The organism is Rhodococcus sp. MS16, from assembly GCF_013277795.1.
GTDB classification, from domain to species: domain Bacteria; phylum Actinomycetota; class Actinomycetes; order Mycobacteriales; family Mycobacteriaceae; genus Rhodococcus_F; species Rhodococcus_F globerula.
Window position 1 is genome coordinate 211,717 of sequence record NZ_VBTM01000009.1, and the last position, 26,377, is coordinate 238,093.

General features: G+C 60.7%; 27 protein-coding genes. 8 read left to right on the forward strand and 19 right to left on the reverse strand.

Translation table 11 applies throughout. From position 1 onward, the window contains the following. Positions 1-46: 46 nt before the first annotated feature. The 6 genes from FEZ60_RS21150 to FEZ60_RS21175 form a co-directional block, all read right to left on the reverse strand. Positions 47-1,741 (reverse strand): CotH kinase family protein, encoded by a 1,695-nt coding sequence (locus FEZ60_RS21150; protein ID WP_172936915.1) that lies wholly within the window; start codon positions 1,739-1,741, stop codon positions 47-49. After that, positions 1,741-2,418 carry a DUF4956 domain-containing protein gene (locus FEZ60_RS21155; RefSeq protein WP_172936916.1) on the reverse strand — a complete coding sequence of 226 codons (678 nt, stop codon included), beginning with the start codon at positions 2,416-2,418 and terminating at the stop codon, positions 1,741-1,743. Before FEZ60_RS21155 ends, FEZ60_RS21150 begins: the two co-directional genes overlap by 1 nt. Continuing rightward, positions 2,419-3,249, reverse strand: coding sequence for a polyphosphate polymerase domain-containing protein (locus tag FEZ60_RS21160; protein WP_141485365.1), 831 nt, complete (start codon positions 3,247-3,249; stop codon positions 2,419-2,421). Between the two features lie 105 nt (positions 3,250-3,354). Beyond that, entirely contained in the window at positions 3,355-4,467 is a 1,113-nt protein-coding gene (locus FEZ60_RS21165) for an AI-2E family transporter (RefSeq protein WP_346343396.1), read from the reverse strand. A gap of 67 nt (positions 4,468-4,534) precedes the next feature. Beyond that, the gene (locus FEZ60_RS21170) at positions 4,535-5,107 is read right to left on the reverse strand and encodes a DUF308 domain-containing protein (RefSeq protein ID WP_033235197.1); all 573 of its coding nucleotides are present in this window, start codon (positions 5,105-5,107) and stop codon (positions 4,535-4,537) included. Between the two features lie 18 nt (positions 5,108-5,125). Beyond that, the gene (locus tag FEZ60_RS21175) at positions 5,126-6,457 is read right to left on the reverse strand and encodes a DUF1254 domain-containing protein (RefSeq protein WP_092805502.1); all 1,332 of its coding nucleotides are present in this window, start codon (positions 6,455-6,457) and stop codon (positions 5,126-5,128) included. 167 nt (positions 6,458-6,624) lie between these two features. Here FEZ60_RS21175 and FEZ60_RS21180 point away from each other — a divergent pair, with 167 nt between their 5' ends. Both FEZ60_RS21180 and FEZ60_RS21185 read left to right on the forward strand, forming a co-directional pair. Next, positions 6,625-7,152, forward strand: a complete 528-nt coding sequence (locus FEZ60_RS21180; RefSeq protein WP_095887617.1) for a peptidase — start codon at positions 6,625-6,627, stop codon at positions 7,150-7,152. Positions 7,153-7,444: 292 nt separating this feature from the next. Continuing rightward, entirely contained in the window at positions 7,445-8,188 is a 744-nt protein-coding gene (locus FEZ60_RS21185) for a TMEM165/GDT1 family protein (RefSeq protein WP_242484741.1), read from the forward strand. Here FEZ60_RS21185 and FEZ60_RS21190 read toward each other — a convergent pair. After that, complete coding sequence (locus FEZ60_RS21190) at positions 8,117-9,136, reverse strand: ABC transporter substrate-binding protein (protein WP_172936918.1); 1,020 nt, start codon at positions 9,134-9,136, stop codon at positions 8,117-8,119. The genes FEZ60_RS21185 and FEZ60_RS21190 overlap by 72 nt on opposite strands. Positions 9,137-9,294: 158 nt before the next feature. Here FEZ60_RS21190 and FEZ60_RS21195 point away from each other — a divergent pair, with 158 nt between their 5' ends. The 4 genes from FEZ60_RS21195 to FEZ60_RS21210 all read left to right on the forward strand — a co-directional run bounded on the left by FEZ60_RS21195 (position 9,295) and on the right by FEZ60_RS21210 (position 12,485). After that, positions 9,295-10,017: a GntR family transcriptional regulator gene (locus tag FEZ60_RS21195; protein ID WP_172936919.1), complete on the forward strand. Its 723-nt coding sequence runs from the start codon at positions 9,295-9,297 to the stop codon at positions 10,015-10,017. After that, on the forward strand, positions 10,014-10,664 hold the full coding sequence (locus FEZ60_RS21200; RefSeq protein ID WP_172936920.1) for a sterol desaturase family protein: 651 nt from the start codon (positions 10,014-10,016) through the stop codon (positions 10,662-10,664). The genes FEZ60_RS21195 and FEZ60_RS21200 overlap by 4 nt, the downstream gene beginning before the upstream one ends. 144 nt (positions 10,665-10,808) lie before the next feature. Continuing rightward, complete coding sequence (locus FEZ60_RS21205; RefSeq protein WP_172936921.1) at positions 10,809-10,982, forward strand: hypothetical protein; 174 nt, start codon at positions 10,809-10,811, stop codon at positions 10,980-10,982. Between the two features lie 90 nt (positions 10,983-11,072). Continuing rightward, positions 11,073-12,485 carry an amidase gene (locus FEZ60_RS21210; protein WP_172936922.1) on the forward strand — a complete coding sequence of 471 codons (1,413 nt, stop codon included), beginning with the start codon at positions 11,073-11,075 and terminating at the stop codon, positions 12,483-12,485. 19 nt (positions 12,486-12,504) lie between these two features. Here the strand turns inward: FEZ60_RS21210 and FEZ60_RS21215 are convergent, their stop codons facing one another. The 5 genes from FEZ60_RS21215 to FEZ60_RS21235 are packed head-to-tail and all read right to left on the reverse strand — an operon-like array spanning position 12,505 to position 18,163. Beyond that, on the reverse strand, positions 12,505-14,703 hold the full coding sequence (locus FEZ60_RS21215; RefSeq protein ID WP_172936923.1) for an acyl-CoA dehydrogenase: 2,199 nt from the start codon (positions 14,701-14,703) through the stop codon (positions 12,505-12,507). Positions 14,704-14,707: 4 nt separating this feature from the next. Further along, on the reverse strand, positions 14,708-15,574 hold the full coding sequence (locus tag FEZ60_RS21220) for an SDR family oxidoreductase (protein ID WP_095887611.1): 867 nt from the start codon (positions 15,572-15,574) through the stop codon (positions 14,708-14,710). A gap of 41 nt (positions 15,575-15,615) precedes the next feature. Continuing rightward, positions 15,616-16,491, reverse strand: a complete 876-nt coding sequence (locus FEZ60_RS21225; protein ID WP_172936924.1) for a MaoC/PaaZ C-terminal domain-containing protein — start codon at positions 16,489-16,491, stop codon at positions 15,616-15,618. Positions 16,492-16,498: 7 nt separating this feature from the next. Continuing rightward, positions 16,499-16,930, reverse strand: coding sequence for an SRPBCC family protein (locus tag FEZ60_RS21230; protein ID WP_003944139.1), 432 nt, complete (start codon positions 16,928-16,930; stop codon positions 16,499-16,501). Positions 16,931-16,972: 42 nt separating this feature from the next. Beyond that, positions 16,973-18,163 (reverse strand): lipid-transfer protein, encoded by a 1,191-nt coding sequence (locus FEZ60_RS21235; RefSeq protein ID WP_007735955.1) that lies wholly within the window; start codon positions 18,161-18,163, stop codon positions 16,973-16,975. Positions 18,164-18,265: 102 nt separating this feature from the next. On the opposite strand from FEZ60_RS21235, the gene FEZ60_RS21240 reads away from it, so the two are divergent. Then, positions 18,266-18,949, forward strand: coding sequence for a TetR/AcrR family transcriptional regulator (locus FEZ60_RS21240; RefSeq protein WP_172936925.1), 684 nt, complete (start codon positions 18,266-18,268; stop codon positions 18,947-18,949). A 51-nt stretch (positions 18,950-19,000) separates the two neighbouring features. On the opposite strand, the gene FEZ60_RS21245 is transcribed toward FEZ60_RS21240, so the two are convergent. The 3 genes from FEZ60_RS21245 to FEZ60_RS21255 all read right to left on the reverse strand — a co-directional run bounded on the left by FEZ60_RS21245 (position 19,001) and on the right by FEZ60_RS21255 (position 21,642). After that, positions 19,001-20,239, reverse strand: coding sequence for an HNH endonuclease signature motif containing protein (locus tag FEZ60_RS21245; RefSeq protein ID WP_172936926.1), 1,239 nt, complete (start codon positions 20,237-20,239; stop codon positions 19,001-19,003). Between the two features lie 166 nt (positions 20,240-20,405). Next, complete coding sequence (locus tag FEZ60_RS21250) at positions 20,406-21,059, reverse strand: DUF6308 family protein (protein WP_092805451.1); 654 nt, start codon at positions 21,057-21,059, stop codon at positions 20,406-20,408. Next, positions 21,052-21,642 (reverse strand): hypothetical protein, encoded by a 591-nt coding sequence (locus tag FEZ60_RS21255; protein ID WP_116103878.1) that lies wholly within the window; start codon positions 21,640-21,642, stop codon positions 21,052-21,054. The genes FEZ60_RS21250 and FEZ60_RS21255 overlap by 8 nt, the downstream gene beginning before the upstream one ends. A 166-nt stretch (positions 21,643-21,808) precedes the next feature. On the opposite strand from FEZ60_RS21255, the gene FEZ60_RS21260 reads away from it, so the two are divergent. After that, positions 21,809-22,576 (forward strand): SDR family NAD(P)-dependent oxidoreductase, encoded by a 768-nt coding sequence (locus FEZ60_RS21260; RefSeq protein ID WP_092805447.1) that lies wholly within the window; start codon positions 21,809-21,811, stop codon positions 22,574-22,576. Positions 22,577-22,601: 25 nt separating this feature from the next. Here the strand turns inward: FEZ60_RS21260 and FEZ60_RS32950 are convergent, their stop codons facing one another. Genes FEZ60_RS32950 through FEZ60_RS21280 form a run of 4 tightly spaced genes read right to left on the reverse strand, consistent with a single transcriptional unit; the run spans position 22,602 to position 26,327 of the window. Continuing rightward, entirely contained in the window at positions 22,602-22,865 is a 264-nt protein-coding gene (locus tag FEZ60_RS32950; protein WP_172936927.1) for an EAL domain-containing protein, read from the reverse strand. After that, positions 22,866-23,627: a hypothetical protein gene (locus tag FEZ60_RS21270; protein ID WP_172936928.1), complete on the reverse strand. Its 762-nt coding sequence runs from the start codon at positions 23,625-23,627 to the stop codon at positions 22,866-22,868. It abuts the gene before it with no gap. A 13-nt stretch (positions 23,628-23,640) separates the two neighbouring features. Further along, the gene (locus tag FEZ60_RS21275) at positions 23,641-25,926 is read right to left on the reverse strand and encodes a hypothetical protein (protein ID WP_172936929.1); all 2,286 of its coding nucleotides are present in this window, start codon (positions 25,924-25,926) and stop codon (positions 23,641-23,643) included. Then, positions 25,923-26,327 carry a hypothetical protein gene (locus tag FEZ60_RS21280; protein ID WP_346343390.1) on the reverse strand — a complete coding sequence of 135 codons (405 nt, stop codon included), beginning with the start codon at positions 26,325-26,327 and terminating at the stop codon, positions 25,923-25,925. The genes FEZ60_RS21275 and FEZ60_RS21280 overlap by 4 nt, the downstream gene beginning before the upstream one ends. Positions 26,328-26,377 lie beyond the last annotated feature (50 nt).

Genomic DNA, 26,377 nt, shown 5'->3' on the forward strand with positions numbered 1-26,377 from the left:
GGCCGAGACGATAGATGGCGATCTTGTAGAAATACTGAGAGTTACCTCAGCCGGCGATCACCGGATCGTCCGCCAGCGCATCCGTCCTGGCCTGCAACCGCGTCCTCATCGTCTCTACCTCGGCGGCAAGAGCCTCCTCCGTCAAACCGTCACTGAGCGGAATCGACGACGCGACATCGTCCAGAATTCCCAGCGCGCGGCCACTCGAGAAGAGCTGCTCGTACAGTTCGCGGTACGCCGTGTCACAGGTCTCGGTGAAGGCCGTCGACGCGAGGAACCGTTCCTTCAGTTGGTTGCCTCCCATTCCGCCGCCCATGCCCCCGCCCATGGCCCCGCCGGGCGCCTGCTCGGCGCCTTCCTGTCCAGCAGCCGACTCTCCCGTGCCCATCTGTCCCGCGTCCATCTGTCCTGCACCACGCGCTGCACGGCCGGGGGGCATTGCGCCTTCTGTCATTGCGCCCTGCGGTGCGGCGCCGTCCGTCGCGGCTCCTTGCTGAGCGCCGCCGCGCATACCGCCACCTCCCATGCTGATCGAATCATGCGGTCCCGCTTCGGAATTACCGCTCAGCGCCATGTTGAGATCCCACGCAACGACGGAGATTTTCTTCGACTCGAGGTCGTACCACAGATAGTAGTTCTTGCCCGGCCCCGCCATGTCATCACCGTTCACCAGAAGATTCTGCGTCGCAACGTATCTGGCGAAGGAATCGACGTCGACCCAGTTTGCGAGTTCTGAGTCGAACTGCTCGTCGGTCGCCGAATCCAGCCACTTCAGGAAGCTGATGATCGGCTGAAGGTCCTGCGAACCTTCAGCATTGATCTGCTTGAACTGGTCGACGTAGGTCGTCTGGTCGTCACCTTGATAGGTGAAGCTCGAGTTGGCATCGGCCTTGTAGAGCACTCCGTCACTGTCGAACAGTGAGTTCGCATAGCCCTCGTCTGGATGCTCGAGTATCAACCGCGTCTGGGTTTCGGAGCCGTTCACCGAGTACCCCGCATAGCTGTATCGCTGTGTTGGCTGGCCGGATTCAGCGGTGAGCGACAGCGCCATCGCCTCGTTCAGCACTGGGCTTCCCGGCCGAATCGACAGCTGCGTCATACCTTGGTAGGCCCGCCCGGACACATTCTTGTCAAAGCTGATCAGGAAAGGCAGGGACGCCGGATCATCGGCTGACAGGCTGACCATGCCGCCGCCCCCGCCACCCCACTCGGGTGCGGCTGCGCCATCAGGTATCACCGCACCGTCAGGAACTACTGCTCCATCAGGAACTACTGCTCCATCAGGAACCACTACACCGTCCGGGATTTGCATCCCGCGTCCGCCGGATTCAGTACTACTCAGGCCACGAAGCGTGGAGTTACCTTTCAGTCGCAAGCCGACATCGGTGACCAGGGTGCCGTCGATCGTGATGTCGGCCTCGATCCACTCCTTCTCACCGTCGGTTGCGTAAGCATCGATCATCTTGTCGTAGTCGGATTCGCTGAACTCCACACTGAAGGTGTGTTCAACCGATGTGTCGAAGAAATCAACTGAGCCCGTGATGTTCTCGGTAACCTGCGACGCGATGACCGTGGCGTCGCCGGTTATGTACGGACGCACCCGAGTCTGACCGAATACGCCGGCAAGCACAGCCACAAACGCGATGAACGCAGCAGCCAACTTCCAATGCTGACGCAGAGGCGTTGGCACCCTGCGGATCAGCCGCCTACGGGGTGCAACCGGCGCTGCATCCTCGCCCATCAGATATCAGTCTGGTCGTAACCGGTCAGGACTGTGACTCGCTGGCCGGCGTTGACGCCGCTGAGTGCCGAGATCAGTTCTGCGGGTTTCTTACCCGGCTTCAGTTGCGCGGTGTAGTACAACTCGGTGAGTGCGCCCGAACGTACCGATTCGGTGGAAACCAGTTCGAATTCCTTGGTGTAATCGATCAGAATGTCTTCGACCAGTGCGGTGTATCCGGGCTCCGGGGGAACCTGGATCTTCACTACCTGACGTTGCACGTCGAGCTTGAACATGTTGAATTTGCTCATCAGGACCAAGACCAGGCAGATGGCGATGGTTGCGGCAATTGCCAGGAGGTAAAACCTTGTACCCGTGGTCATTCCGATTGCCATGACGAGGAAGATGAAGCCCACGTCGCGAGTTTCCTTGATCGCGTTGCGAAATCGCACCACGGAGAGCGCGCCAACGAGCGCAAACGCCCGTGCGACGTTCGATCCGACAACCAGCATGATGAGGCTGATGACCATGCCCACCATCACCAATGTCTGCACGTACGACTGACTGTACGAAACGTTCTTGTGCGTCAATCGGTACACGTAGCCGATGGTCGCGGACAGCACGAAGGAAAGTGCAAGCGAGACAATGATGTCGAAGGTCGAAAAGGTGCCGCTGAGATCTTGTAGATCGAAATTCATTTACAGTCCTGATGTGACGAGGGAGCTCTCGAATGGAATCGAGGGCGTGAGCAGTTCTTCACGGGCATGCAGGCGCGAGCGCGGCGCCATCCCGAAGGCTTCGACGCTCTGGCAGTATTTGGAGATTCGCACGACGGACATGTCCATCCGTGCTGCCATATCCGTAACCCAATAAGGCACACGCTCATTGGCTTTGATCTCCACGATGCACAGGTGCGGTGGAATGATGAAGCGATTCTGCGCTTCGGCCGCGAAGTGGAAGTCGCGATCTCGGCCGTGAATTTTGTGATCGATGGTCACCCGCAAGCCGAGGTCGGCGTCGATACCGACAAACGCTTCACGCAGATATCCGGTCGTGACCGACGGCCGGAGGTCGAGATTGCCGATCAGCGTGGACACTTCGTTGACAAAGGGCTGCGCCGTTCTGTCCACGTCGATGTCGCGTCGGCCGTCACACAATTGCCGCGCAACATCGTAGGAAACCTGAACGCGCCGCTTCTGAGTCACACGATTGACCCGTTGCTTGATCTCGACGTACACAGGCGTCTCGTCAACTGCGTCGGACGGGCGACCGTACAGGCGAATTCGGAGTTTCCGGCGAAACTTGAGTCCTTCGATCTTTTCCCAGTAGAAGCGAAGGCTCTGTGTGTCGTAGTACAGGCTGGTCACCGGGTATCCACCGATCGGCGAATTCACATCGGAGTCCATGTGTGCATTCAGTTCCTCGCGCAATGCGGGAACGTCTCGTTCGTGGGCTAGATACTTGATCTCGTACCGGTTGAACGCATGGAGCGAACTAGCCGTGTGCAGAGATCGTTCGGGCGTTCCCAATGACGTGGCCTTTCTTCGTCGACTGGGAAACAGTCCACTCCACCAGGCTTTGGTAATCCTGGAGTAAAGCTGCCAAGTTCCTGTCAATCTCGAAGAAAGGTTGCGTCAACCTGAAGTTGGCTCGGCGTTCACCCGTGACTGTCCTTCAGGCGGCTCCTCGTCCGCTTCCGGTTTCTCCACAGAATCCGGTGGCCCTGCGACTTCTTTCGGGCCGCTGATCAGGATGTCGGCCCACCGGGTTGCCGGATCGATGTCGAGCAGGACGGCTTTCACCAGGAGTGAGAGCGGAATAGCCAGCAGCGCACCGAGCGCGCCCAACACCCACGACCAGAAGATGAGCGAGAGGAAGGTCATCGTCACCGACAGACCAACGGCGTCGCCGACAAACTTGGGTTGGATAATGGACTGGATGACGAAGTTGATCACGGAGTACACGACGATCACCCACACCATCAACCATGGTCCGCCCTCGAGGAGTCCGAGCAGTGCCGGCGGGATCACACCGATCACAAATCCGATGTTCGGGATGTAGTTGGTGATGAACGACAACAACGCCCACAGAATCGGCAGAGGGATCCCCATCAACCACAGTGCGCCGCCGTCCAGCAACGCGACGATCAGACCGAAGACGGTGGACACCACCAGGTACTTGCGGGTTCCCTTGGCAAAAGTGGAAAGAGCGTATGAGATTTCAGGGCGCTCTTCGGCCAGGATATGCAGTCTCGACCGGATACTCATGCCGTCGAAGGCCATGAACAGCAGTAGCGCCAAAATGAACACGAGGTCCGAGAACACTCCGAGTAGGCCCTCGAGAGCTGTCTCGACCACTCCCAAAACCTTGGTGAGATCGATACTGCTGACCGTGTTTTGGATCTGCTCGGTATCAACTCCGAAGCTAGCCAGACTACTTCGAGCCTCGTCCAGGAGCGCACCCATCTTGTCTGAGTACTCCGGCAGGATCGTAGCCAATTGAGCAGTCGAGACAACCAACGACGCGGCCAAGCCGATCAGGATCAAATACACCGTGACCAGGGCGCCGAGCATGCCGAGCCACTTCGGCCAGCCGTGCTTCTGCGCCCAATCCTGAATCGGCTGAACGGCAACGGTCAGCATCAAGGCCAGAAATACAGGACCGAGAATTCCACTGAAGCCCTTCATCCCGGCAACCGCGACCACTGTTGCGGCAGCGCCGAGCAGCACGATCAGCCCGCGCGGAATCGACCAATGTTCGCTGCCTGTGACAGTCGGTGCCGGGGCGGGGACGGGAACAGGAGCGGGAACCCGCTTAGAGAACACCAGCTTCCTTTGCCCGACTCCTGATCTGGAACGCACCGACGATCATCAGAATGCCGAAGAATATTGCGTACCAACCAAGCAACCAGGTCAACCCGATGATGCCTTCACCAGGGAAGATGAGCAGGATTATTCCGAAGATCACGGCCAGCACCGACGCGGCGAGTAGCCATCCCCACCCGGAGCCCGACAAGCCCTTGAGCTTGAAAGATCCGACCACGCCCAGGATTCCGAACAGGATGGCGTAGAACGCGATGATGTACAGCAGTACCACCGCAGTGATTCCGGGCCATACCAATGCGACAACACCGGCTGCCACCGAGACCACGCCCGTGAAGACGAACCATCCCCATGAACTGAGATGCGCTCGGTCGCGGATTGCCCGCACCAGGGTGACCACGCCGTCCACGATGGAGTAGATACCGAAAACGAAGACCAAGGCCACCACGGTTATTCCCGGCCACACGAGGGCGATGATTCCGAAAATCACGCCGAAGATTCCGCGGACCAGGATCATCCACCAGATCTCTTTGCCGTACAACACAAACGGGTTCGTTGCGACCATCAGTAGCCTCCGAGCATTTCAGTTCGTCGGACGAATACCCGGTGCCGTCCACGATCCCGAGAGCACCGAAGCCTTGGGCCAATACAGTCGCAAGAATACGTTGAATCCGTCTGCCGGGCTGGGTAACCAGTTCTTTTCCTTCGAGCCGCCGGGAGACTCGTGCTGAATGTAGATATTCAGGGAGCCGTCGTCCTCGAACCCCAGGTCACTTCGGTCACCGATGGCGTATCGATCAATCGGATTGTCCACGAAGAACTGTCGCTCGTTCATCATTGTCAGCGACCAGAAACCTTCGACCGGCGGAAGCTCGTCCTCGTCGAAGTGCAGTACGTAGTTCTTCTCCCCGGTCAGGGCGTTGCCGTCGATGTCAGTGGTGGCATGCGGGTACACGGCGTCCGCGTCGAGGTTGGCGCCGAATCCCAGCCATACGATCAAAGCCCGCTGCGCATAATGCGTTCCGTAGTGCCCCAACCCACGGTGCATGGTCCAGCCGTTCTTCGGGGAACTTTCGGCGTCGGCCGCGATAGTGTGCAGCAGATCCATGCCGCTGCGTGCGGCGCGGTCCAATGCGTCGCGCACTTCGGGTGGCCGCGACGTCCACGCGAGTCCCGAGCCGATTCCTATGTCGCCGAGCTGCTTCATGATCTCGGAATCCTCGGGACGCGGTGGATTGTCGTCGAGTAGCGCGTCGAGTGCGGTGAAGAACGCCTGTCCGTCCATCGCGGCAACCTGGTCGACCGGGGGTGTGAACGTATCGACTGTCGGGTCGAGCGAGCCTTCGGGCGCCGTGTATCCCGCCTTGTTGTCCGTCCACTGCGACAGTGGTGTCAGCCGGGTTCCGTCCTGCAACGTGTGTACTGCGGCGAGGTCGGTGCCGCCCGATGTGGCGTAGCGCGCCACTATCCAATTCATCGCCGTCGGCGAGCGGAGAAGCGTCGTACCCCGCGGCACTTCGCCTTTCCATGTCGGACCCGCCACGACGTACGGTCCACCGGTGCGGCCTACTGTGCGGGAACCGGGCACGGTGAAGACATCGCTCCACGCGTCGAGAATCGGGACCAGCCAGTACCTCGTCCCGAAGTCCGGCAACGTCAAGACCTGCGGTTCGGTCCGCAAGTCCAACCACGCCGACGAGTAGAGAGTGTCCGCGTTGGGTGAGACCACATCCGTGAACGACGCATCCGGGGTTTCCCGCGCGTACGCAAACTGGTTGAGCGGCGCTTTCATGCCCTGTGGCGTCGCCGTTGCCGTCATCACGTCCCGTGAGACCGCCGCGATCAACAGTGGATATCCGAATATCCAGGCCTGCGTTGCCAAATCATCCAACGACGAGCGCTTCGAGGCAGTCATGCCCGGTGAATACCACCGCCCTCACCTGCGCAAACCACCGCCGGCACCTGCGCACATCACCGCTGGCACTCTCCTACTCTTGTGTGCCAGCAGTGTTTAGGCGCATATTTTACCTACCCAACGACGTGTGCCGGATTTACCTGTCATCACCTCGGGGAGGAACAGAGATGAATAGAAATGAAGCGATAGGCATCTCACCGTTCCAGCAAGCCGGAGCGTTGCAGGGTTTTGTCATTTCGGGGCGTTGGCCCGACACCACCAAAGAATGGGCGCAACTGCTCGCATTGGCTGTGCGGGTCGCGTCACTCCCCGGTCTGTTGCCCACCTCGACGGTTTTCGGCGTGCGCGAGGACGTCCCGGATGATCCACAACCGGGCACTGTGGGATTGGTGATGGCCGAAGGTCCAGTTCTCGGAGATTTTGCTCTGCCACCTGGACGTTTTTCCGAGCATCAACCGCCGGCGCTGATCATGCTGCACCCACCCTCCGAAACGACTCCCAGCCTGCCGGAATGTGAGGGCAGCGCCTCTGGGTGTGTTCTGCTTCCCGGACTGCCGTACCTCGGCTTGGACCATCGCGCGGCCTGGGTGGAAGCCGAGGCCGACGGGACGGTCGTCTCGATGATCAGCCGGGTAGGCATCGATCCGATCAGCGATCCCGACACCGCAGTTTTGGCAATGCTCCTCGCCTGCTGACGGCAACGGTAAGCGATAAGTTCGGGCTCCCAAACTTGCTGTGCGCTTTGCCAATTCGCGAAACGCAGGCTAACCTCGGTAACAACGAAGGGGAGTAGCCCCCAATCGCCTGTGTCGACATACTGGTTCAACGCGTTCCGCCTGGTGCGGATCGCGAAGCACCCGGCCTGGCGAACCGAAGGTTTCTGACCTCGGTGGGCGAGACCTTCGGCCGGACAAACGCACCCGTTGCGTCTGTCCAGGCCGGAGGCCCCATATTTCCTCCGACCGATACGGACCGGAGGAGTTAATCTTGCTAGCCGCAATACTTTTGAGCTTCGGCGTCATCTTCGTCGCCGAACTCGGCGACAAATCCCAGCTGATGGCAATGACATTTGCCCTGCGCTATCGCTGGTGGGTTGTTCTCGGCGGAATCACCGTAGCCACCACCCTTGTTCACCTGGTGTCAGTGGCTGTCGGGCACTACCTGGGCGTCGCACTGCCCACGGCGGCAATTTCCATCGTCGGCGGTATCGCCTTCCTGGTCTTCGGCCTCTGGACCCTGCGCGGTGACGATCTCACCGAGGACGAGCAGAACAAGGCCGGACGCGTCACGCGCTCCGCCTTCATCGCCGTCGCGTCGGCCTTCTTCCTGGCAGAACTCGGCGACAAGACCATGCTCGCCACCATCACCCTCGCTACCGACAACAACTGGATCGGCATCTGGATCGGATCGACCGTCGGCATGGTGGCGGCCGACGCTCTCGCCATCATCGTCGGCTCGGTGCTGGGCAAGCACCTCCCGGAGGGATTCATCAAGATCGGTGCCGCGGTGCTGTTCTTCGTCTTCGGTGTCTGGCTGCTGCTCGAAGGTATCTTCCCGGACTCGTCCGCCGGCATCATCGGCGGCGGAGTTGTCCTGGCAATGTCCGTGGTGGGTGCGCTGGCCCGGATGGTCTGGAAGCGCTCCCATCCGAAGCCTCCTTCAGAGCTTGGTTCTGATCTCCTCAGCAATCGGCTGGAACTGCTCGAGGAAGGTAAGCGCCCAACCGAATGACGCGACGCCCTCGTAGTCGAACGAGTAAACCTGATCGTTCTTGACGGCGCGCAGACGCTGGAAGATGGTGTCGTTCGCCAACTTCTCGTTGATCGGACCCTTACCACTGTTGGTGATGATGACGTCGGCCTCGTCGAGTAACTCCAACTGCTCCTTCGGGAACCACTCGTTGCTGCCGGCGGGAATTGCGAGTGAGCGGTCGTTGAACTGGAACCCGGCCTCGCTGATGACCGTCGTCTGATACTTGGTCGGCGAGTACAGCGAGAAGCCGCTCTCCTCGAAGTACGTGGTGTAGACGACCTTCACCTTGCTCAGCACGTCCGCGTTGTCGCTGCGGAACTTGGCAATCCGCGCCTCGTACCGGTCTGCCAACTCCTGAACTTTCGCACTCTGGTTGAGTGCGTCCGCGACCCCGAGGGCACGCTCCTTCCACGCGTACTGGCCGTCTTCGGCAAAAACCGCGGTGGGTGCGATGGACCGGATCTGCTCGAAAAGATCCGGGTTGTTCTCCGAAAGGAGGTTGGTCATCACGATCAAATCGGGAGACAAAGCCGCTATCGCCTCGGCGTTGGGCTCGTACCAGCGTCCCACCTTCGGGAGAGACCGCAGCGCGGACGCATAGGGTTCCGGGACGCCGTCCGCGTTCTCGTAGTCCACCGGCAGTCCGACGGGTGTGAATCCGGCGTCGAACATCGCGGGGCCCGTGTAGTAATCGGCGCTGACCACCCGCTGCGGATTAACGGGCACCTCCACCTGGCCGTTGACGGTGGTGATCGTGCGCATCTCGCCCTCGGCCGTTTCGCCCGAACTGGTTCCGCAGGCGGTAAGCAATCCGATCCCGGCTAAAGCACCGGCCCCGAGGAAACCTCGCCGGGTGAGTGCGGCGGTGATGCGAGCGAATTCGGCATCGGTATCGGTATCGAGTGTCGGCAGCAGAAGTGATGTCATTAAGTGTCCTGACAGTAACTGAAATTAGGGTGACCTAAAAAATATCCTCACCTGCGGGGTTACGGTGAAGAGTAACGGTCAATGGTTGTCTCTTTCACGCCACAGACAACTGGTCTGACCACTTGACCTCTTGCCAGAAGGTGACCTATCGTCAGTACATGTTCCAACCCGTTGCACGTACCTCGGCTTCCGGCGCAGTGTTCGATCAGATTTCGGTGAAAGTGCTGGCCGGAGAGCTTGCGGCGGGCGAAAATCTCCCCAGCGAGCGCAAGCTCGCCGAGGCGTTCGGCGTCTCGAGGCCCGCGGTCCGAGAGGCAATTCAGAAGCTCGCCCAAGCGGGACTAGTCGAGGTCCGCCAGGGCGAATCCACGTCAGTGCGTGATTTCCGGCGCCAGGCCGGACCCGAGCTTCTCCCGCAATTGCTGATACGCGACGGTGTCCCCGACCTGGCCGTGGTGCGCAGTGTCCTGGAAACTCGTGAGTTGATGGGACCGCAGATCGCGGTGCTTGCCGCCCGTCGCATCTCCGCGGAATCTGCCCGAGAACTCGACACGGCCGTGGATCAACTAGGCGCCACCGAAGATCCGGTAGAGCTGCAAGACCGCGCTCTGACGTTCTGGGACGTCGTCGTCGACAGCGCGGATTCCATTGCCTTCCGTTTGATCTTCAACAGCCTGCGCGCTGCATACGAACCGGCCATGACTGCACTTGCCTCCGTCATGGTCGCCGAAGTCGGCCAGACCGACCTGTATCGAAAACTGGCCTCCGCCATCACTTCACACGACGAGTCCACTACCGAGGCGTCAGCCGCACAGCTCCTTCACACCGGCACGACGGCAATCGGCGACGCTCTCACCTTCCTGGAAGGACTGAAATCATGAGCAAGCCCATCACTCTCGCCGATGCCGCACGGACGTTCCGCAAGTCACCGACGCCGTGGATGATCGGCACCATGTTGGTGGCTGCAGCGTCGACGCGCATCGCGCTGGGCAACTGGCAGATCACCGACGCACTTGTTCTGCTCGTGATGCTTGCCGCATTCCCCTTCGTGGAGTGGATCATTCACGTCTTCGTTCTCCATTGGAAGCCGCGGACCATTGCCGGCGTCACACTCGATTCACGCCTGGCGCGCAGCCATCGGGAGCACCATTTCGCCCCGCGAACCGTCTCACTCATCTTTATTCCGTGGCAGACACTCCTGATCGTGATTCCCGTCCTGACCGCTGTCGCACTCCTAGCGTTTCCCCGCGTCGAACTCGGCCTGACCTTCCTGACCTGTATTTCCGTACTCGGTCTCGGTTACGAGTGGACTCATTTCCTCATCCACAGTGACTACAAGCCGAAAACTGCTCTCTACCGGTCAGTTTGGCGCAACCATCGCAACCATCACTTCAAGAACGAGCACTACTGGTTCACCGTCACCACCGCGGGAACGGCCGATCGCGTACTGGGCACGTACCCCGATCCAAAATCCGTCGAGACGTCCCCGACCGCCAAGAATCTGCACGGCACCGCGTCGAAGCTGTGAAGAAACGCCGATTCCTGGCCCCCAGCTGGCAATGAACTTGAACTTGACTGTGTATCAGTGATTTTCGTTGAAACCCACTCGAACCGTGCTTAGTGTCGATGGAGTCAGAAGTTCGAAAAACGCTGTAACCGAAGGACACAACACATGTTCAACGATGTATTCAACAACGTCATCCACCCGATGGTCACGAACTTCCAGCAGTTGGGTCCCCAGCAGTTCATTCCCCAGCAGTTCATCCCTCAGCAGTTCATCCCTCAGGGCCTGTTCCAGCAAGCGCCGCAGGCAGCAGAGCAGGTAGTGACGATCTTCGGTAGCTGATACCGCAATCCACAGATAGCGCCACTCAGGGGTCGTCCGTCCAATATGCTGGACGGACGACCTGAGTGCCTCCGCCTGACAAGGATCCCCATGAGCCCCAACACCCCCGTCCACGCATTCACCGATGACGCCATGGGCGATCTCGACGCCACCGGCGTCGCCGCCCGGATCGAATCGGGCGAGGTGACCGCACGGGAAGTCATGGAGGCGTCGATCGCGCGCGCCGAGGCAGTGCAGGGGCAATTGAACGGTCTGGCCTGCACAGACTTCGATCGCGCCCTCGCCAGGAGCAACCGGCCGGCCGCGGGCATCTTCGCCGGTGTGCCCACCGCGATCAAGGACAACACCGACAGCGCCGGCCTTCCCACCCAGCAGGGCAGCACCGCCTTCACCGCAGTCCCCGCCAAGGCTGACAGCGATTTCGCGAAGCAGTTCCTCTCCACCGGGGCCATTTCGATCGGCAAGACCCGCCTGCCCGAGTTCGGATTCAGTGCGTCCACCGAGTACATGACGGAAGAACCCGTGCACAACCCGTGGAACCCGGCCTACTCGTCGGGCGCTTCCTCGGGTGGCGCTGCCGCACTGGTTGCTGCCGGAGTCCTCCCGATCGCGCACGCCAACGACGGTGGTGGATCGATTCGCATTCCCGCCGCTGCCTGCGGACTGGTCGGACTCAAACCCACTCGCGGCCGTACCATCGCCGATCCGGCTGACAAGTCGATGCCGATCCGGCTGATCGCTCAGGGCGCCGTCACCCGCACGGTTCGTGACACTGCACGATGGATGTCAGCGGCCGAAAATTACTACCGCAATCCACGACTCGCACCGGTTCGCCTGATCGAAGGACCGAGTTCCACACGATTGCGCGTCGGCGTGATCACCGATTCCGTGACGGTCACCAAGACCGACGACGAGACACGCAAGTCCGTCGAAGCTACGGCTGAACTCCTTGCAAGCCTTGGCCATCACGTCGAAGACGCGGCATTGCCCGTCGGACCGGAATTCATCGACGACTTCAGCATCTACTGGGGCTTTTTGTCGTTTGCCATCTCCACCGGTGGCAAACAGATGCTCGGGCCCGACTTCGACAAGTCGGCGACCGACAACCTCACGAAGGGCCTCTACACGCTGTACCGGAAGAACCTGGTGAAGACGCCGCGCGTGCTCTACCGCCTGCGACGGCTCCAGCAGCAGTACAGCGCCATGTTCTTGAAGTACGACGTCGTGCTCTCGCCGGCCCTGGGGCACACCACCCCTGAACTCGGATACCTCTCTCCCGCTCAGCCTTTCGAGGAACTCTTCGACAAGTTGATTGCGTACACGTCGTTCACGCCGCTGAACAACATCTCCGGTGGTCCCGCGATTTCGCTACCGATGCACCAGACCAGCAACGGTTTGCCGTTGGCTTCGCATTTCTCCGCCGACCTCGGCGACGAGCGCACGCTCCTCGAATTGGCCTTCGAACTGGAAGAGGCTCAGCCCTGGAGAAGAATCCAGGACTGAGCCTCACCGGTAAATACCCTCAGTCTCGCGGCAATCCGAGCATGCGCTCACCGATCACGTTGAGTTGCACCTCGGTTGTGCCGCCGTAGATGGTGGTGGCACGGCCCGAAATGAGCTGCTCCATCGCCTTGTCGCTTGGCTGACCTGGGATGCTGACCGCTCCGGCAGCACCCAGTTCGGCGACGACGAACTCGGCGATCGACTGGCTGATCTTCATCGCCAACAGCTTGCCGACGCTCGACGTAGTACTCACGTCGATTCCCGAAAGTTGCTTGAGCACAACGCGGGAGCCGATGAGGTCGATCGCCTGGCTCTCGGCAACCAGCTCGCCGACGCGGTAGCGTCCGATCGGGCTCAGGTCTGCTGACTTCGCGAACTTCAGCAGATCGGAGTCCGAGGCGTACGCCTCCATCTTCTGGCTCAGTGCGACGCGCTCGCCGGCCAGCGTCGTACGCGCGACGTTCCAGCCGTCGTTGACCTCGCCGACCACGTTCTCGTCGGGGATGAAGACGTCGTCGAGGAAGACTTCGTTGAACAGCGCCGAGCCCGTCATCTCACGCAGCGGGCGGACGGTGATGCCCGGTGTCGACATGTCCAGGACGAAGTACGTGATGCCCTGATGCTTCGGCTTGCCGGCGTCCGTGCGGGCGATCAGCATTGCCCAGTCGGAGAACTGCGCAACCGTGGTCCAGATCTTCTGACCGGTGATCTTCCAACCGCCGTCAACCTTTTCGGCCTTCGTCGACAATGATGCGAGGTCGGAACCAGCACCGGGCTCACTGAAAAGCTGGCACCACACCAGCTCACCCTGCAGGGTCGGTACTGCCAGTTCCTGCTTCTGCTTGTCCGAACCATGCGCTACGACGGCCTGCACGGCCCAGGTGCCCATCAGGAGCTGCGGCATCGAGATACCGGCAGCCTTGATCTCCTGGGAGATGACGATCTGCTCGAGCGGAGCGGCGCTGCGCCCGTACGGCTTCGGCAGGTGAGGCTGAACCCAGCCGCCGTCGCCGAGCGCGATCAGCTGGTCGTCCTCGTCGAGCTCGACCAACTGGGCAAGCTCGGCCGCGATGCCGCCGCGGATCTCCTCTGCCTCGGGCGGCAGTTCGAGAACCGAAGCCCGGCTGACACCGTCAAGTGCCTGCTGCGCAACACGGTTGGCACGATCCTCGCGGGTACCGAGAATGCCGCGGATCGACAGCGCGCGCCGGTAGTACAGGTGGGCGTCGTGCTCCCACGTAAAGCCGATGCCGCCGTGAACCTGCACGCAGTCCTGAGCTACCTGTACTGCGGCGTCCGGCACGATGACTGCGGCGATATCGGCGGCAAAATCTGCCGTGTCGTCGCCCTTGTCCAATGCGCTTGCCGCATCCCACACAACGGCGCGTGCCTGCTCGAGTGCAATGCCCATCTGCGCACACTTGTGCTTGACGCCCTGGAACTGGCCGATGGGTCGCCCGAACTGCACGCGTGTCTTGGCGTACTCCGACGCAGTGGAAACACACCAGGACATGACGCCGACGTCTTCGGCGCCGAGAACGACTGCGGCAATGGACCGTACCCGCGCCTCGGTGAGACCGTCGAGTATCCGTTCGGCGCTGATCTGAACATTGTCAGCTTCGATCCGCGCACTGCCGCGCAGCACGTCGACGCTGTCCTGCACGGTGATCGCGACTGCGCTGCTCTCGAGCACCGCGTAGCGAACACCCTCGGGCAACTGGATCGGGACCAGCAGCACGTCGGCATGTTCACCGCCGAGCACACCGTCGAGTGCGCCCGTGATCTTGTATCCACCGTCCGACGGCTCGGCCGCCAAGGGAACGCCCAAGGCAACTGCTGCCGTACGACTTCCGTCGATCAGACCGGGAAGGAACTCGGGTCCCGCCTTGGAATCGGCGGCGCTGAGGACTGCGCTTGCCAATACCGTCGGAACAAACGGGCCGGGAGAGACAGTGCGGCCCAATGCTTCCAGTGCCACCGCCAAGGTCAGCAGACCGGCGCCGTGACCACCCTGTTCTTCCGGAACCGCGAGCCCGAGAAGGTCTTGCCCGACCAGGGCCGTCCAGAACTCGGGGAACTTGTCCTCGGTCCGTGACTCCACCGCCGCGCGCACCTGCTCGGTGGTGATGGTGCGCTCTGCGAAGGACCGCACCGAATCTGCGAGTGCGATGTGCTCCTCACTCAGCCCGAGGCCGAGTTCGTATGCGTTGCGTGCCATGCGCTTACAGACGTTCTGCGAGGTCGGCGGTGGTCCAGGGACCCTCGCTCTCGATGGTGTTCACACCGTGCCAGCCGGCGAGTTCCGTGATGGCCCCACCCTGAACGGCATACACCTTGCCGGTCAGCTTGCAATCCGCTGCTGCAAGATAGGCCACCAACGGGGAGATGTTGGACGGCGCAAACGCGTCGAACTCACCCTCGGGGACCTCGGCGGCGAACAACGCGCCCATACCGGGTGTCGCCAGCGTCAGCCGAGTACGCGCGATCGGCGCAATAGCGTTGACACGCACGCCGTATCGATCGAGCTCGTCAGCGGCCACCAAGGTCAGGGCTGCGATGCCCGCCTTGGCGGCGCCGTAGTTGCCCTGGCCCGCGTTGGGCATGAAGGTACCCGAAGCCGAAGCGGTGTTGATGACCGAAGCGTTGACGGTCTCGCCTGCCTTGCTCTGGTCCTTCCAGTACGCGGCAGCATGGTGCAGCGTCGCCGCGTGCCCCTTGAGGTGCACGGCAATGACTGCATCCCACTGGCTCTCGTCCATACCGGCAATGAAGGCGTCACGAAGAATGCCGGCGTTGTTGACCAGTACGTCGAGTCGGCCGAACTCACTGACGGCCTGCTTGACGAGGCCCTCGGCGCCGTCCCAGGTGGCGATGTTGTCGGTATTGGTGACGGCTTTGCCGCCTGCAGCGACGATCTCGTCGACTACCTGCTGCGCGGGGCCGGCATCCGCGCCGGATCCGTCGTTTGCGCCGCCGAGATCGTTGACCACGACGCTCGCACCCTCACGAGCGAAGAGCAGCGCATGCTCACGGCCGATACCGCGTCCTGCTCCGGTGATGATCGCTACGCGACCGTCGAGACTTCCCATCAGTTCAGATTCCCATCAGTTCAGTTGTCGGACATGAAGACTCAGTTGTCGGCGATGACCGCGAGGCCGTCCTTGATGACGAGGTCGCCGACCGCGCTGGTTTCGTACGAGTACGACGTGACTCCGTCTGCCGAACCCGACTTGTAGAACACCGTCTCGATGTCCTGGGTCGGGAGCACGGGCTTCGCGAATCGCACTGCGAGACGGCGCAACCGCTCGGTCTCGCCGCCTGCCAGTTCGGTCAGAGCTCCCCACGACGTGAACGCCATCGTGCACAGTCCGTGGTTGATGATTCCGGGGAGCCCGGACATCCGAGCAATCTCCTCGTCGAGGTGGATCGGCATCGGATCGCCGGAAGCCGGTGAGTACCGGAACGTCTGGTCCTCGTCGATATGCTGGTTCATCACCGCTGCGGGACTACCCGCGCGAAGAGCGTCGTCGAATCGGTGTTCGGGAGCCTTCTCACCCAGGCCGGGGCCTGCGTCGACCTTGCGGAAGAAGGCCGTCATCCACTGCTCGTTGACCAATTCACCCTTGTCGGTTTTGGTTTCGACGTAGATGACGACGGTGGAGCCGTTGTCCCGGCCCTCGAATCCGATGGGCTTGGCACGAGCGACCAGATGGTCACCGGGGTAGATCGGACGGTGGAACAGGAAGTCCTGCTCACCGTGAACGAGCTTCATCAGCAGTTCGACCGGCGCCACCGACAGCGCAGCGGGTGCCATCGACATGAAGACGGGTACCACCGCGAAGACCGGCGGAGCGATCTCGCCTTTCAGGTGTCGCTCGATGGGATCGTTGGTGGCAGCGGCATATTCGGCGATGCGCTCGGCTGTCACCTCGAAGTGCTCCGGATCGGTCCATACGTCCAGCCCGGACGTATCGAATTCGACCGCGTTGGTCTTCGGTGTTGTCATTGAGCCGTTACCCGACCAGCTCGGCGAACTTAGCCAGCGAGGCCTCGAGATCAGCCTTGGCGTTCTTGGCAACTGCCTTGCCGATCGGCCCGACGATCATGGTGCCCTTGAAGCTGGCGTCGACGGTTGCCTTCGAACCCGCACCGTCGGCCTCGACCGAGAGAACGAATTCGACGGTGACGCCGGCCATTCCGGTACCGGCAATCTTGACCATCTTCGGAACCTCGACCTCTTCGACGGTCCACTCGATCTTGTTGGCCATACCCATCACGGAGACGACCTCGGTGAACTTGGCGCCCAACGCAACCTCGGTGGGGAGTTCACTCTTCCAGCCCTGGTGAATGGTGAGCCACTCTTCCCAGCGAGACAGATCGGAGAGCGCATCCCAGGTCTTCTCGGGGGATGCGGGCAGTACAGCGGAGACGGAAACGGAAGCCATGATGAAACTCCTAGTGGGTAGCTAACGGGTTGTGGGTGTGATTCAGCGTGCGTAGGGCTTGTATGCGGTCACGACAACTGCGCCGCCGAGTCCGATGTTGTGCTGGAGCGCGACCTTCGCGCCGTCGACCTGACGCTTGTCGGCGGTTCCGCGGAGCTGCCAGGTGAGTTCGGCGCACTGGGCGAGGCCGGTTGCGCCGAGGGGGTGTCCCTTGGAGATGAGGCCCCCGGACGGGTTGACCACCCAGCGTCCGCCGTAGGTGGTGTCGTCGGCGTCGACGAGCTTGCCGCCGTCACCTTCTGCGCAGAGTCCGAGCGCCTCGTAGGTCAGCAACTCGTTGGTGGAGAAGCAGTCGTGGAGTTCGATGACGTCGACGTCGTCGGCGGTGATCCCGGCCTGCGCGTATACCTTCTCAGCGGCCTTACGAGTCATGTCCGCGCCGACGAGACTGATCGCGCTCTTGTCCTCGAAGGTGCTGTTCATGTCGGTGACCATGGCCTGCCCGACGATCTCGATCGCCTGAGCAGCGAGTCCGTGCTTCTCGACGAATGCTTCGCTGGCGATGATCGCCGCGCCGGATCCGTCCGAGGTGGGCGAGCACTGGAGCTTGGTGAGCGGCCCGTGGATCTGGCGTGCTTCGAGGATCTGCTCGAGGGTGTACTCGTCCTGGAACTGGGCGTACGGGTTGTTCAGTGAGTGCTTGTGGTTCTTGACCGCGATCTTCGCGAACTGCTCTGCAGTGGTTCCGAAGCGTTCCATGTGCTCGACGCCGGCCGCGCCGAACATGTACGGAGCGGGCGGCATCGCGAACTCCTGCAGCTCGGCGAGAGCGAGGAGGTGCCGCATGAGTGGCTGTTCACGGTCGTCGTAGGTGGATCCGAGGGACCCGGACTGCATCTTCTCGAAGCCCAGCGCCAATGCGCAGTCGGCCTGACCACTCTTGACAGCCTGCGTGGCGAGGTACAGCGCGGTCGATCCCGTCGAACAGTTGTTGTTGACGTTGACGATGGGGATGCCCGTCAGACCGAGCTCGTAGACAGCGCGCTGACCTGCGGTGGACTCGCCGTAGACGTAACCGACGTATGCCTGCTCGACCTCGGTGTAGTCGATACCCGCGTCTTCGAGCGCCTTGGTACCCGACTCGCGTGCCATGTCGGGGTAGTCCCACTCGCGGGCTCCCGGCTTCTCGAACTTCGTCATGCCGACGCCGACGACAAAAACCCTGTTACTCATTGCCACTCCTGAAGAGAACGGTATCTGTGTGTGACACGCTGTCCCACCAAAGTATGTGAGACATCTTGTCCAGTCAATGGCCGGGTGAGTATCGTTCGATTTATGACAAAAACAGCCGAGTCGGCGCAGCCCGACGGGCGCAGCACTCGCTGGAACGATCACAAGGAGCAGCGCAAAGCGCGGATCCTCGACGCAGCCCTCGATGCAGTCAACGAAGGTGGCGCCGACGTCGGCGTCCAGCAGATCGCCGAGCGCGCCGACGTCCCCCGCTCTGTTGTCTACCGGATCTTCAAGGATCGAGCCGACCTCGACGAGCAGCTGCGAGTTCGCATCCTCGAGATGATGATGACCGACCTGACACCCACCCTCACGCCGCAGGGTACGGTCGGCGAGGCTATCTCACGGGCAGTCGAGACCTACCTCCAGTGGATTGTGAAATACCCACGACTGCACCACTTTTTAGGCAAGGGCTCGCCGAGCACCCGAGCTACCGGTTCGAAAGTAGTGACCGGAACCAAGACAGCCATCGCCGTCCAGTTGGGAAACCTGTTGGGTGGGATCCTCGCCAGCCGCGGCAAACCGTCGAAGATGGCAGAGCCCTTGGCTTTCGGCGTCATCGGCTTGGTCGACGTCAGCGTCAATCGTTGGCTCAGCCAACCCGGTTCCGACGTGTCCGGCACTGAATTGGCCGAGTTCCTCGAGCTTTCCATCTGGCAGGTTCTCGACGGAAATCTGCGACGGATGGGTGTGGACATCACTTTGGAGACGCCGATATCGGAGTTGTAGGCAGCAAAGTGCACCGGGGCATGTTTGATCCCCGGTGCACACGTTGGTTTTTCAGGCCGCTGTCGGCGGTGTGTTCCCGGGAACGGGAACTTGATACGGATCCACGGACATCGGTGGATAGAACCGGGTTTTTCGGTCGTCTCCGATGTCGACTCGCCACTCGGTGTGATGCATCATCCGATGGTGGTGACCGCATAACAAGATCAAATTATCGAGATCCGTGGGGCCGTCATCGAGCCAGTGGATCAGATGATGGGCGTCGCACCAGCCCGGTGGAGTGCCGCAACCGGGGAAGGCACATCCGCCGTCCCGAACCGTCAGGGCCCGCCGCTGCGGGACGCTGGCAAGGCGCGCTTTCATACCGTGATTGAGCGGAACACCGTTGCTGTCGAGAAGGATTCGGGTGACCTCGCAGTCGCAGGCCAGCATACGGGCGGTGTCGAGGCTGATGGGGCCGGCCCAGTTGGTGATCGCATACCCGAGTTCCTCGGTGGAAGGCAGCATGTCTTTGAGGGCCTGAAGATCGGTCATGTCTTTTGCGGTGGCGGTGATCGTCAGGTGCGGTTTCACGCCGCCTTCGACGGGACCGAGACCCGCGGCTTCGTAGCGGCGCAGCATTTCACAGAACCCGTCGGCGCGTCGAAGTGCCGGGGTGCGTTCGTCTTTCACACCGTCCTTCTCCGGCGTGGGCGCCGAGAGGGCAGACAGTAATGCGATGAGACGGGCACCGTTGACGGCGTCGAGGTCACCTTTCACGCAGACCCGCCCGTACAAACCGCGGGAAGCGTAGAACTCGTTGAGCTCGGAATCCTCACCGGCCGGTACCCCGTCGGCGCGGTTGCCGTACTGCTTCTGAATCCGCCGGATCGCGGCGCGGACGGAATCGCAGTCGGTGACCTTTTTCGAGGCGAGGGTCAGGAGGATCTCGCGGGCTTTCTCGACGTCGGCGAGGCTCATGTTCTTGGGCGGGTGCTGGCAGAAGTGGGCGACCTGACGCGCTTTCAACGCATCGATATCACCGTCGTGAAAGGATTGTCCGACAACAGGTTCGAGCATGAACAACCGCGCCAGGCCCACCAACTGACTGCATTCGCCGATCTCGAGGTTGGTGGACAGATGCAGCCACTGCGCGATAGCGCGGAATCCTTTGCCGCCGAGGGTGTCTCGGGTGAACATTTCCGTGATCATCACAACCATGCGGGACTGCATCTCGTGCCGGGAGCGAGCGAGGTCGAGTACCTCGGTCTTGAGGCCCTCGCCGTCGTATTGCCACGCTTCCCGACTGTCCATGAACTAATTTTAGTCGAACATAATTTCGATTCCTAGGGACATATCGGACACGTTTAAGCGAATCTGTGCTCGAGACTTGTTGACATACAAGAATATTCAATGAACCGTGACCCACAGTTGCGCACTGCCATCGTGCCCAATCATGCAACGATTCGAAAGAACCCGTCTACTCCGAAGCGGGCTTGTAACCCTTGCCCTGCATCCACGCCAGAACGTCGAGGATCCGCACTGCGGGCACAACTTCGCCCAGACCTGCCAGATCGCGTAGGCCCTGCAATCGCGATTGGAGTTCCCCGTCGCGCAAGGCGCCGCGCACCGGCTCCAGATGGGCGGCCTTCGTTCCGAGTTCTCGACCGACGACGTCGTCGTAGATCGGGAAGAGCCGCGGGCGTTTGCGAGCAATCAGCTTGGATGCCATCGTGCGGCCGACGCCGTGGATCTCGCGCAGCGCTGTCTCCAGCCGCCACACCGGAGATTCCGGCGTCAAAGGATCAACTTCGTCCACCAGATCGCGATCTGGACCTACATCGGCCAGGAGCGCATTCAGTGAAGCGTTGCTCTCTCCCAGCAGGAACAATGCACCCTGGGCCGGAACCTGAACCGAGAGAAGTGTCACTGCGACAAGATCTTCCGCAGTGAAGACGTCCGCATCGCGACCACGATTACCACTGGGATCCCAGGAATCCCACAACGCACCGGTACGGAGATACCCTGTCTTTCGGAGCGGCCTCGTGAAGTACTCCTGCAACACGTCGACGGCGCCGGCATCGTCACCGTCTCGCAGCACACGCGGCAAGCGGATGGACATTTGCTCAACCATGATCGACCGACCTTTCGAGTACGTACTTGGCAAATCCGGGGTTGTGGTACTGCCGGAAAGGCCCTTTGCCCTTGGCTACCAGGTGCTCCGCAAGTGGCCGAACGGTCGACGCGTCGACGGGCAGTTCGGCGAACTGCTCCAACGCTTCCGAGTCCTCGAGGCTGCAGTCGATCATGGTCCCGTCGCCGTCGGCTGAAGCTAACGCAGTACGCCGGATGCCGAGCAAATCGTGTTTTGCAGCAAGTTCCTCGATACTGCAACCCGTTCGGGATTCCAACGCCGAACTCGACACGAAGACCGACATGACGTGTTCGATCGGTTGCCCGCCGACAAGATGACACTCGACGCTCAGCACTTCCATCGGACCGATGTTGAGGGTGAACAATCGATGGCGATCCGCGGATCGGTTTGTCGACGGCAGGCAGCTGATCGTCCACTGCTCGATCTCGACTGCCGCCGGAGCATCGAATGCGTAGGAAAGAACCTCTGCAATCAACTCGGCGAGATCCTCGAAGAGTGGGTCGCCCTGCAATCGCTCGAAGTTCTCGACCGAGGCGGCGGGGCGCACAGGTGCTTTGCTCACCGCGGCCCCCTCTCGTCCGATGAGGTCGAAACCTTACGTCTCACCTCGCATCAAAGGTACCCAGCGCTGTGGGGCCCTCGCGCGTTCGCCCTCACATAGAGCGCCGCGTTATGGTTCTCAACACGTACCACTGCCTTACCGATCGCTAACTCGAGGAGCATACGAAGTGGAAATCAAGGGAACCGCAGCACTGGTCACCGGAGCAGCTTCCGGACTGGGAGCAGCTACGGCCAAGCGCCTCGCCGACGCCGGCGCCACCGTCTTCGGCCTGGATCTGCCCGCGTCGATCGAACGCGCCGGCGACAACGTCCCCGCCGGTGTCACCCTCATCCCCACCGACGTGACCAGCGGCGAAGAGGTCGAAGCTGCCATCAACCAGATCGTCGAATCCGGCTCTCCGCTGCGAATCGTCGTCAACTGCGCCGGCGTCGGCTGGGCCGGACGCATCCTGTCCAAGAACGGCCCGCATGACCTCGAGCTTTTCCGCACGGTCATCACTGTGAACCTGCTCGGCACCTTCAACGTCATGCGCTTGGCCGCCGACGCCATCTCCAAGACCGAGGCTGTCGACGAGTCAGGCCAGCGCGGCGTTGTCATCAACACCGCATCTGTTGCCGCATTCGAAGGCCAGATCGGACAGATCGCCTACTCCGCATCCAAGGGCGGCGTGCACGGCATGACGGTTCCGGCTGCCCGCGACCTGGCTCAGTTCGGCATCCGCGTCAACACGATCGCTCCCGGCATCATCGACACCCCGATGCTCGCCGGCGTCACCGACGAGTACCGCAAGGGCCTCGAAGCCGGCGTTCCGTTCCCGTCGCGTCTGGGCCAGCCGTCCGAGTACGCGCAGCTCGCTCAGATGATCGTCGAGCACGACTACCTCAACGGCGAGACCATCCGCATGGACGGCGCTCTCCGCATGACACCGCGGTAGGTTTCTGTTGCCTTGTGCGCCTTTGTCAACCGCCCGCGGTTAACAAAGGCGCACAAGGGCTATGACCGTTTGAGGTATTCGGCGACGTCCGCCGCCGGTATCGGCTCGCTGATGTAATAGCCCTGAACCAACTCACAACCGGCGAATCACCTTCACTGAGCTCAGTGATGAATGATCTGTCGATTTTGCGAATGTCCACGGGCAGTTTCTTCAAACTCTCGAAAGACGAGTAGCCGGTTCCGAAGTCGTCCAACGCAATTGCGATCCCCGTCGCACGAAGACGGTCCAATTAGGCGACGCCGAGCGACGGACCGATCCACTCCGGATACTGCACAGCCATCGGCATAGTCGGCATGACATACCCGGGAGGCGAAATCAGCGCTCTACTCCCTTGGGTGTCTACGGTGAACGTCGGGAACTCTTGTTTCCACCAATCGACGCACCCTTGCGAGATCGCATTGCCCGGAATCGATTTTTCCTCCACGATTTTCCAGTTCCCGAAAACATTCCACGAGGGTGGGCGTTGGGCACGTGGATCATGACCTCCCACATCGGTGTCTACGATTCCCGAACTGCCCGCCAATTCAGCCGTATTCTCCAAAACTATACGCACTGAACCATCGAGAACAACCGAACTGTCAAATTTCGACGGCTTCTCATGAACCAAATAGTCACACACAATTGCCGACACCGAATCTGAACTCTCCGAAAAATCGACAATATTCCGGAACCAAGTAAACCTATTATCGTAGTCGGGAGTCTGATTCACGCTCCACGAACTAATTGAAGAACGATCCCTGGAAATGTCACGAATCGCATCGATGTAGCCCGGATAAGTAAACTCTGGTCCGCCGGTATGGGTGTACGCAGTGGCTTCGGCAGTCGCTCGAATCAATTCAGCACCGCGACCGAATAAGTCGACACCAGGATCAGCCGACCACACCGTTGTGTGCGGAAACTCCGACGCCGGTGCGACATCGGCAGAATTCGTCGGCGATCTGTCGCTGCCACACGCTGAAATAGAGGCCACACATATCAGCGCTACCGCCACCGAAAGTGCCCTGTTAGGGAGCATTCCACGCCACCGCATTATATTTTTCCAGCATCCGCGTCGCATGGAAATCAGTTGAGGAACCAAACGTCGAAAACATTGTGTCAATATCACCCAGCCTATAAGGTTTTTCGTTGGTCGCCTCCTTAATTTGATCCCAAGATTTCAATTCTCCATCATCGAATGCCCACCGGTAAACTTCCTTGAATTCAGGTGGTAATTCCGGTGCCGCATTCAGAATATTGTAAGCCTGTCTAGCTGAATCGAAACCTGCGAGTTTAGCCGTTTCAGGCCCTGAAGGCTGGGCACCGATTACCGACTCCTTCAACGGATCACCCCCGGCACCGATCATGGCGTTGATGTAATCCCCGCCAGGGAGGTTTCCGATTCCCAAGGTTCCGAGACTCATCAAGGCGCCATATGCATTGTTCTTGCGTGCATATATTTCGGCTGCCTGCGCCGCCTTGTCGTCGTAACCATCCTGAGTGCCACGCATCAATCCGTAGTCTGTCAGCCCCGCCAGCCTTCCCGCAGTATCCAAATTGTTGGCTGCACTTTCCCCCATAGGGTTCAGCGCATATGCACCCTGCTTCGCGAGCATCTCCTGGTATGCCGCTCGGGTAAAGTTCGTGCCAGCCGTTTCGTCGGTATTCATCAGAGCGAACACATTTGCCGAGCCAGTGTAGTGACGAAACCCGTCGGGATCAGTCCACCCTCCGATGCTGAAACCTGGATGATTCTCAGGATCTTCACCAGCCAGATCAGAAACGTAGGGACTCATGCTATTCGAAACTGTCTGCAACAGATCGGGATTGAGCTGACCAGTCGACTGGCCGTCGGCTTCAGGGATATTGGACAGCAACTTCCACGCGTCGTCAGTACTAACCGCTTCCCCAACAGCTGACATGATGCTGCCGGTACGAGTTGCCGTGGCCACATCGGTGGGATCATTCAGATTCTCCACAGTGACATCACCATCCGGGAAGTCGAAGAGCGTCGACGCGGCTTTACCGTCGTCAGTCCAGTTGTGGGACAGCACATCCTTCACGAAGTCGCTGCCGATCTCTGGATTGTTGACAACGGCATCGACGGCAATTTTGTCATGTCCCACAGCGGCGAAGATCTGCTCGGTGACAGCCATGTCCTGGGTACCACGCCCATCGACCATGAAGTACTCGAACTTGTGTTCCGGGTTCTGTTCATGAGCGACCTGCGCATCCAGGTATTTCTGCCCCACGTCGAGAAGCGCACTGTCCAGGGTGCTTCCGCTCTTGTACTGATCGTCGCCCATCGAAACGATGTCGGCGATCGCCTGATTGTCGGCAACCCCGTTGAGTGCGATGCTGGGAAGGCCGAATCCGCCAGCTACTTCAAAGCTGTTTACCACCAAGTCATCCCGAGTCAGAGACTCTCGCATCATGTCGGGTAGAAGGTTCAGACCGCCCTTGGTCGGAACGTCCGGATCACCCTCGACCGTCGCGCTGACGTTCTCGTTGGACAGTATCTGCAGCGAGTTTGCGACCGCAGCCTGCGCATCGGGCGGCAACTTCGAGAGCAGGTCTTCGATCTCCTGGGGCGATTTCCCATCCAGTGATCTTCCCAGCTGATTGAGGTATTCCATCTGCGACGCCGGGATTATCGCAGTTTCACCACGCTCCAACGCCGTTGCCTGTTCCGGTGTCAGGTGGCCGGTTTCCGTGATCCGCTGCAATTGTTCCGGCGTCATCGACGCCGGATGTGTGGCTAGAGCGTCAGAATCACTCTTACCCTGCTCCCCACCCGAGGTAGCTGCGGATACAAATGTCACACGTAGCCCGTCACGAGCGCCTGCCAGGGAGCTTCGCACAGTGTTGTCCGCATTCTCGGTGGCATTTGCGGCGTCGGTCAGTTCACGTTGCCGTTCGACCATCAGGGCAACACGGGCTGTGTCCGGTTCGGCCGCGGTGTCGGTGAGAAGAAGCGCGTCCGAGACCACAAATCTATCCGCTTCTGCTGCAAGAACAGCCATTCGGGCCCGCTGCAAGGGAGCGTCGATCTCGTGAAAGCCTTGCTGTGCGGTTTTTGCCAGAGCTTCGAGAGCATCGACAACCTCGCCGGCAGTCTTCCTGTCTGCGGCGGCCCTGTCCTGAGCCGCTTCCGCGGTCTTTCCTTCCCAGTAAGCACCGTGGACGGTGGTAACACTGCTGAGGTACCGGGAAAACAGATCTTCCGCCTTGCTGCCCAAGGTAATCCACGCGTCGGCAACGGCAGTGAGCGACGCTGGATCCCACGATTCGATCTGTGCACGCGTCGGGGTCATGCGGTGGGTTCCTGGGCGACCCAGGCGCCTGTGGCGTCGGTGTACGCGGTGGCAAGTTCGGCCGCAGACTGCTCGTCGCGACTGCGGAACTTTTCGGCGACGTTGATCATGATGTCGCCGGTCTCGCCCAACCGTTCCTGCAATGAGGGAACCAGCACACCCTCGACAAGCTCGTGCGAGATCGCTGATGCTTCGAGAAAAGAGGTCAGCACCGTATTCGCAGGCGCAAAAGGGAGATTCCCGAGCAAGGGCCCAGGCGCCATGGGGACAAACGTGCCACCAGTGGCGGGACGAGCACCGGCCGACGGTCCCACGCTCAGCCGACCAGCTTCATCCGCGAGCCCGTGTAGCACCCCGCCCAAGCTTTTCAATTCAGCAATATCGGCCGCAAACGTACCCACGATCCCCCCTCGGACGTACGAGTCAGACCCCCCGACTCATGCAACGCGGG

Excerpts from the sequence above, each read along its gene's own strand:
- FEZ60_RS21150 (WP_172936915.1), bottom strand. The coding sequence starts at position 1,741 with ATGGGCGAGGATGCAGCGCCGGTTGCACCCCGTAGGCGGCTGATCCGC.
- FEZ60_RS21155 (WP_172936916.1), bottom strand. The coding sequence starts at position 2,418 with ATGAATTTCGATCTACAAGATCTCAGCGGCACCTTTTCGACCTTCGAC.
- FEZ60_RS21170 (WP_033235197.1), bottom strand. The coding sequence starts at position 5,107 with ATGGTCGCAACGAACCCGTTTGTGTTGTACGGCAAAGAGATCTGGTGG.
- FEZ60_RS21175 (WP_092805502.1), bottom strand. The coding sequence starts at position 6,457 with ATGACTGCCTCGAAGCGCTCGTCGTTGGATGATTTGGCAACGCAGGCC.
- FEZ60_RS21180 (WP_095887617.1), top strand. The coding sequence starts at position 6,625 with ATGAATAGAAATGAAGCGATAGGCATCTCACCGTTCCAGCAAGCCGGA.
- FEZ60_RS21190 (WP_172936918.1), bottom strand. The coding sequence starts at position 9,136 with ATGACATCACTTCTGCTGCCGACACTCGATACCGATACCGATGCCGAA.
- FEZ60_RS21195 (WP_172936919.1), top strand. The coding sequence starts at position 9,295 with ATGTTCCAACCCGTTGCACGTACCTCGGCTTCCGGCGCAGTGTTCGAT.
- FEZ60_RS21200 (WP_172936920.1), top strand. The coding sequence starts at position 10,014 with ATGAGCAAGCCCATCACTCTCGCCGATGCCGCACGGACGTTCCGCAAG.
- FEZ60_RS21205 (WP_172936921.1), top strand. The coding sequence starts at position 10,809 with ATGTTCAACGATGTATTCAACAACGTCATCCACCCGATGGTCACGAAC.
- FEZ60_RS21210 (WP_172936922.1), top strand. The coding sequence starts at position 11,073 with ATGAGCCCCAACACCCCCGTCCACGCATTCACCGATGACGCCATGGGC.
- FEZ60_RS21215 (WP_172936923.1), bottom strand. The coding sequence starts at position 14,703 with ATGGCACGCAACGCATACGAACTCGGCCTCGGGCTGAGTGAGGAGCAC.
- FEZ60_RS21220 (WP_095887611.1), bottom strand. The coding sequence starts at position 15,574 with ATGGGAAGTCTCGACGGTCGCGTAGCGATCATCACCGGAGCAGGACGC.
- FEZ60_RS21225 (WP_172936924.1), bottom strand. The coding sequence starts at position 16,491 with ATGACAACACCGAAGACCAACGCGGTCGAATTCGATACGTCCGGGCTG.
- FEZ60_RS21230 (WP_003944139.1), bottom strand. The coding sequence starts at position 16,930 with ATGGCTTCCGTTTCCGTCTCCGCTGTACTGCCCGCATCCCCCGAGAAG.
- FEZ60_RS21235 (WP_007735955.1), bottom strand. The coding sequence starts at position 18,163 with ATGAGTAACAGGGTTTTTGTCGTCGGCGTCGGCATGACGAAGTTCGAG.
- FEZ60_RS21240 (WP_172936925.1), top strand. The coding sequence starts at position 18,266 with ATGACAAAAACAGCCGAGTCGGCGCAGCCCGACGGGCGCAGCACTCGC.
- FEZ60_RS21245 (WP_172936926.1), bottom strand. The coding sequence starts at position 20,239 with ATGGACAGTCGGGAAGCGTGGCAATACGACGGCGAGGGCCTCAAGACC.
- FEZ60_RS21250 (WP_092805451.1), bottom strand. The coding sequence starts at position 21,059 with ATGGTTGAGCAAATGTCCATCCGCTTGCCGCGTGTGCTGCGAGACGGT.
- FEZ60_RS21275 (WP_172936929.1), bottom strand. The coding sequence starts at position 25,926 with ATGACCCCGACGCGTGCACAGATCGAATCGTGGGATCCAGCGTCGCTC.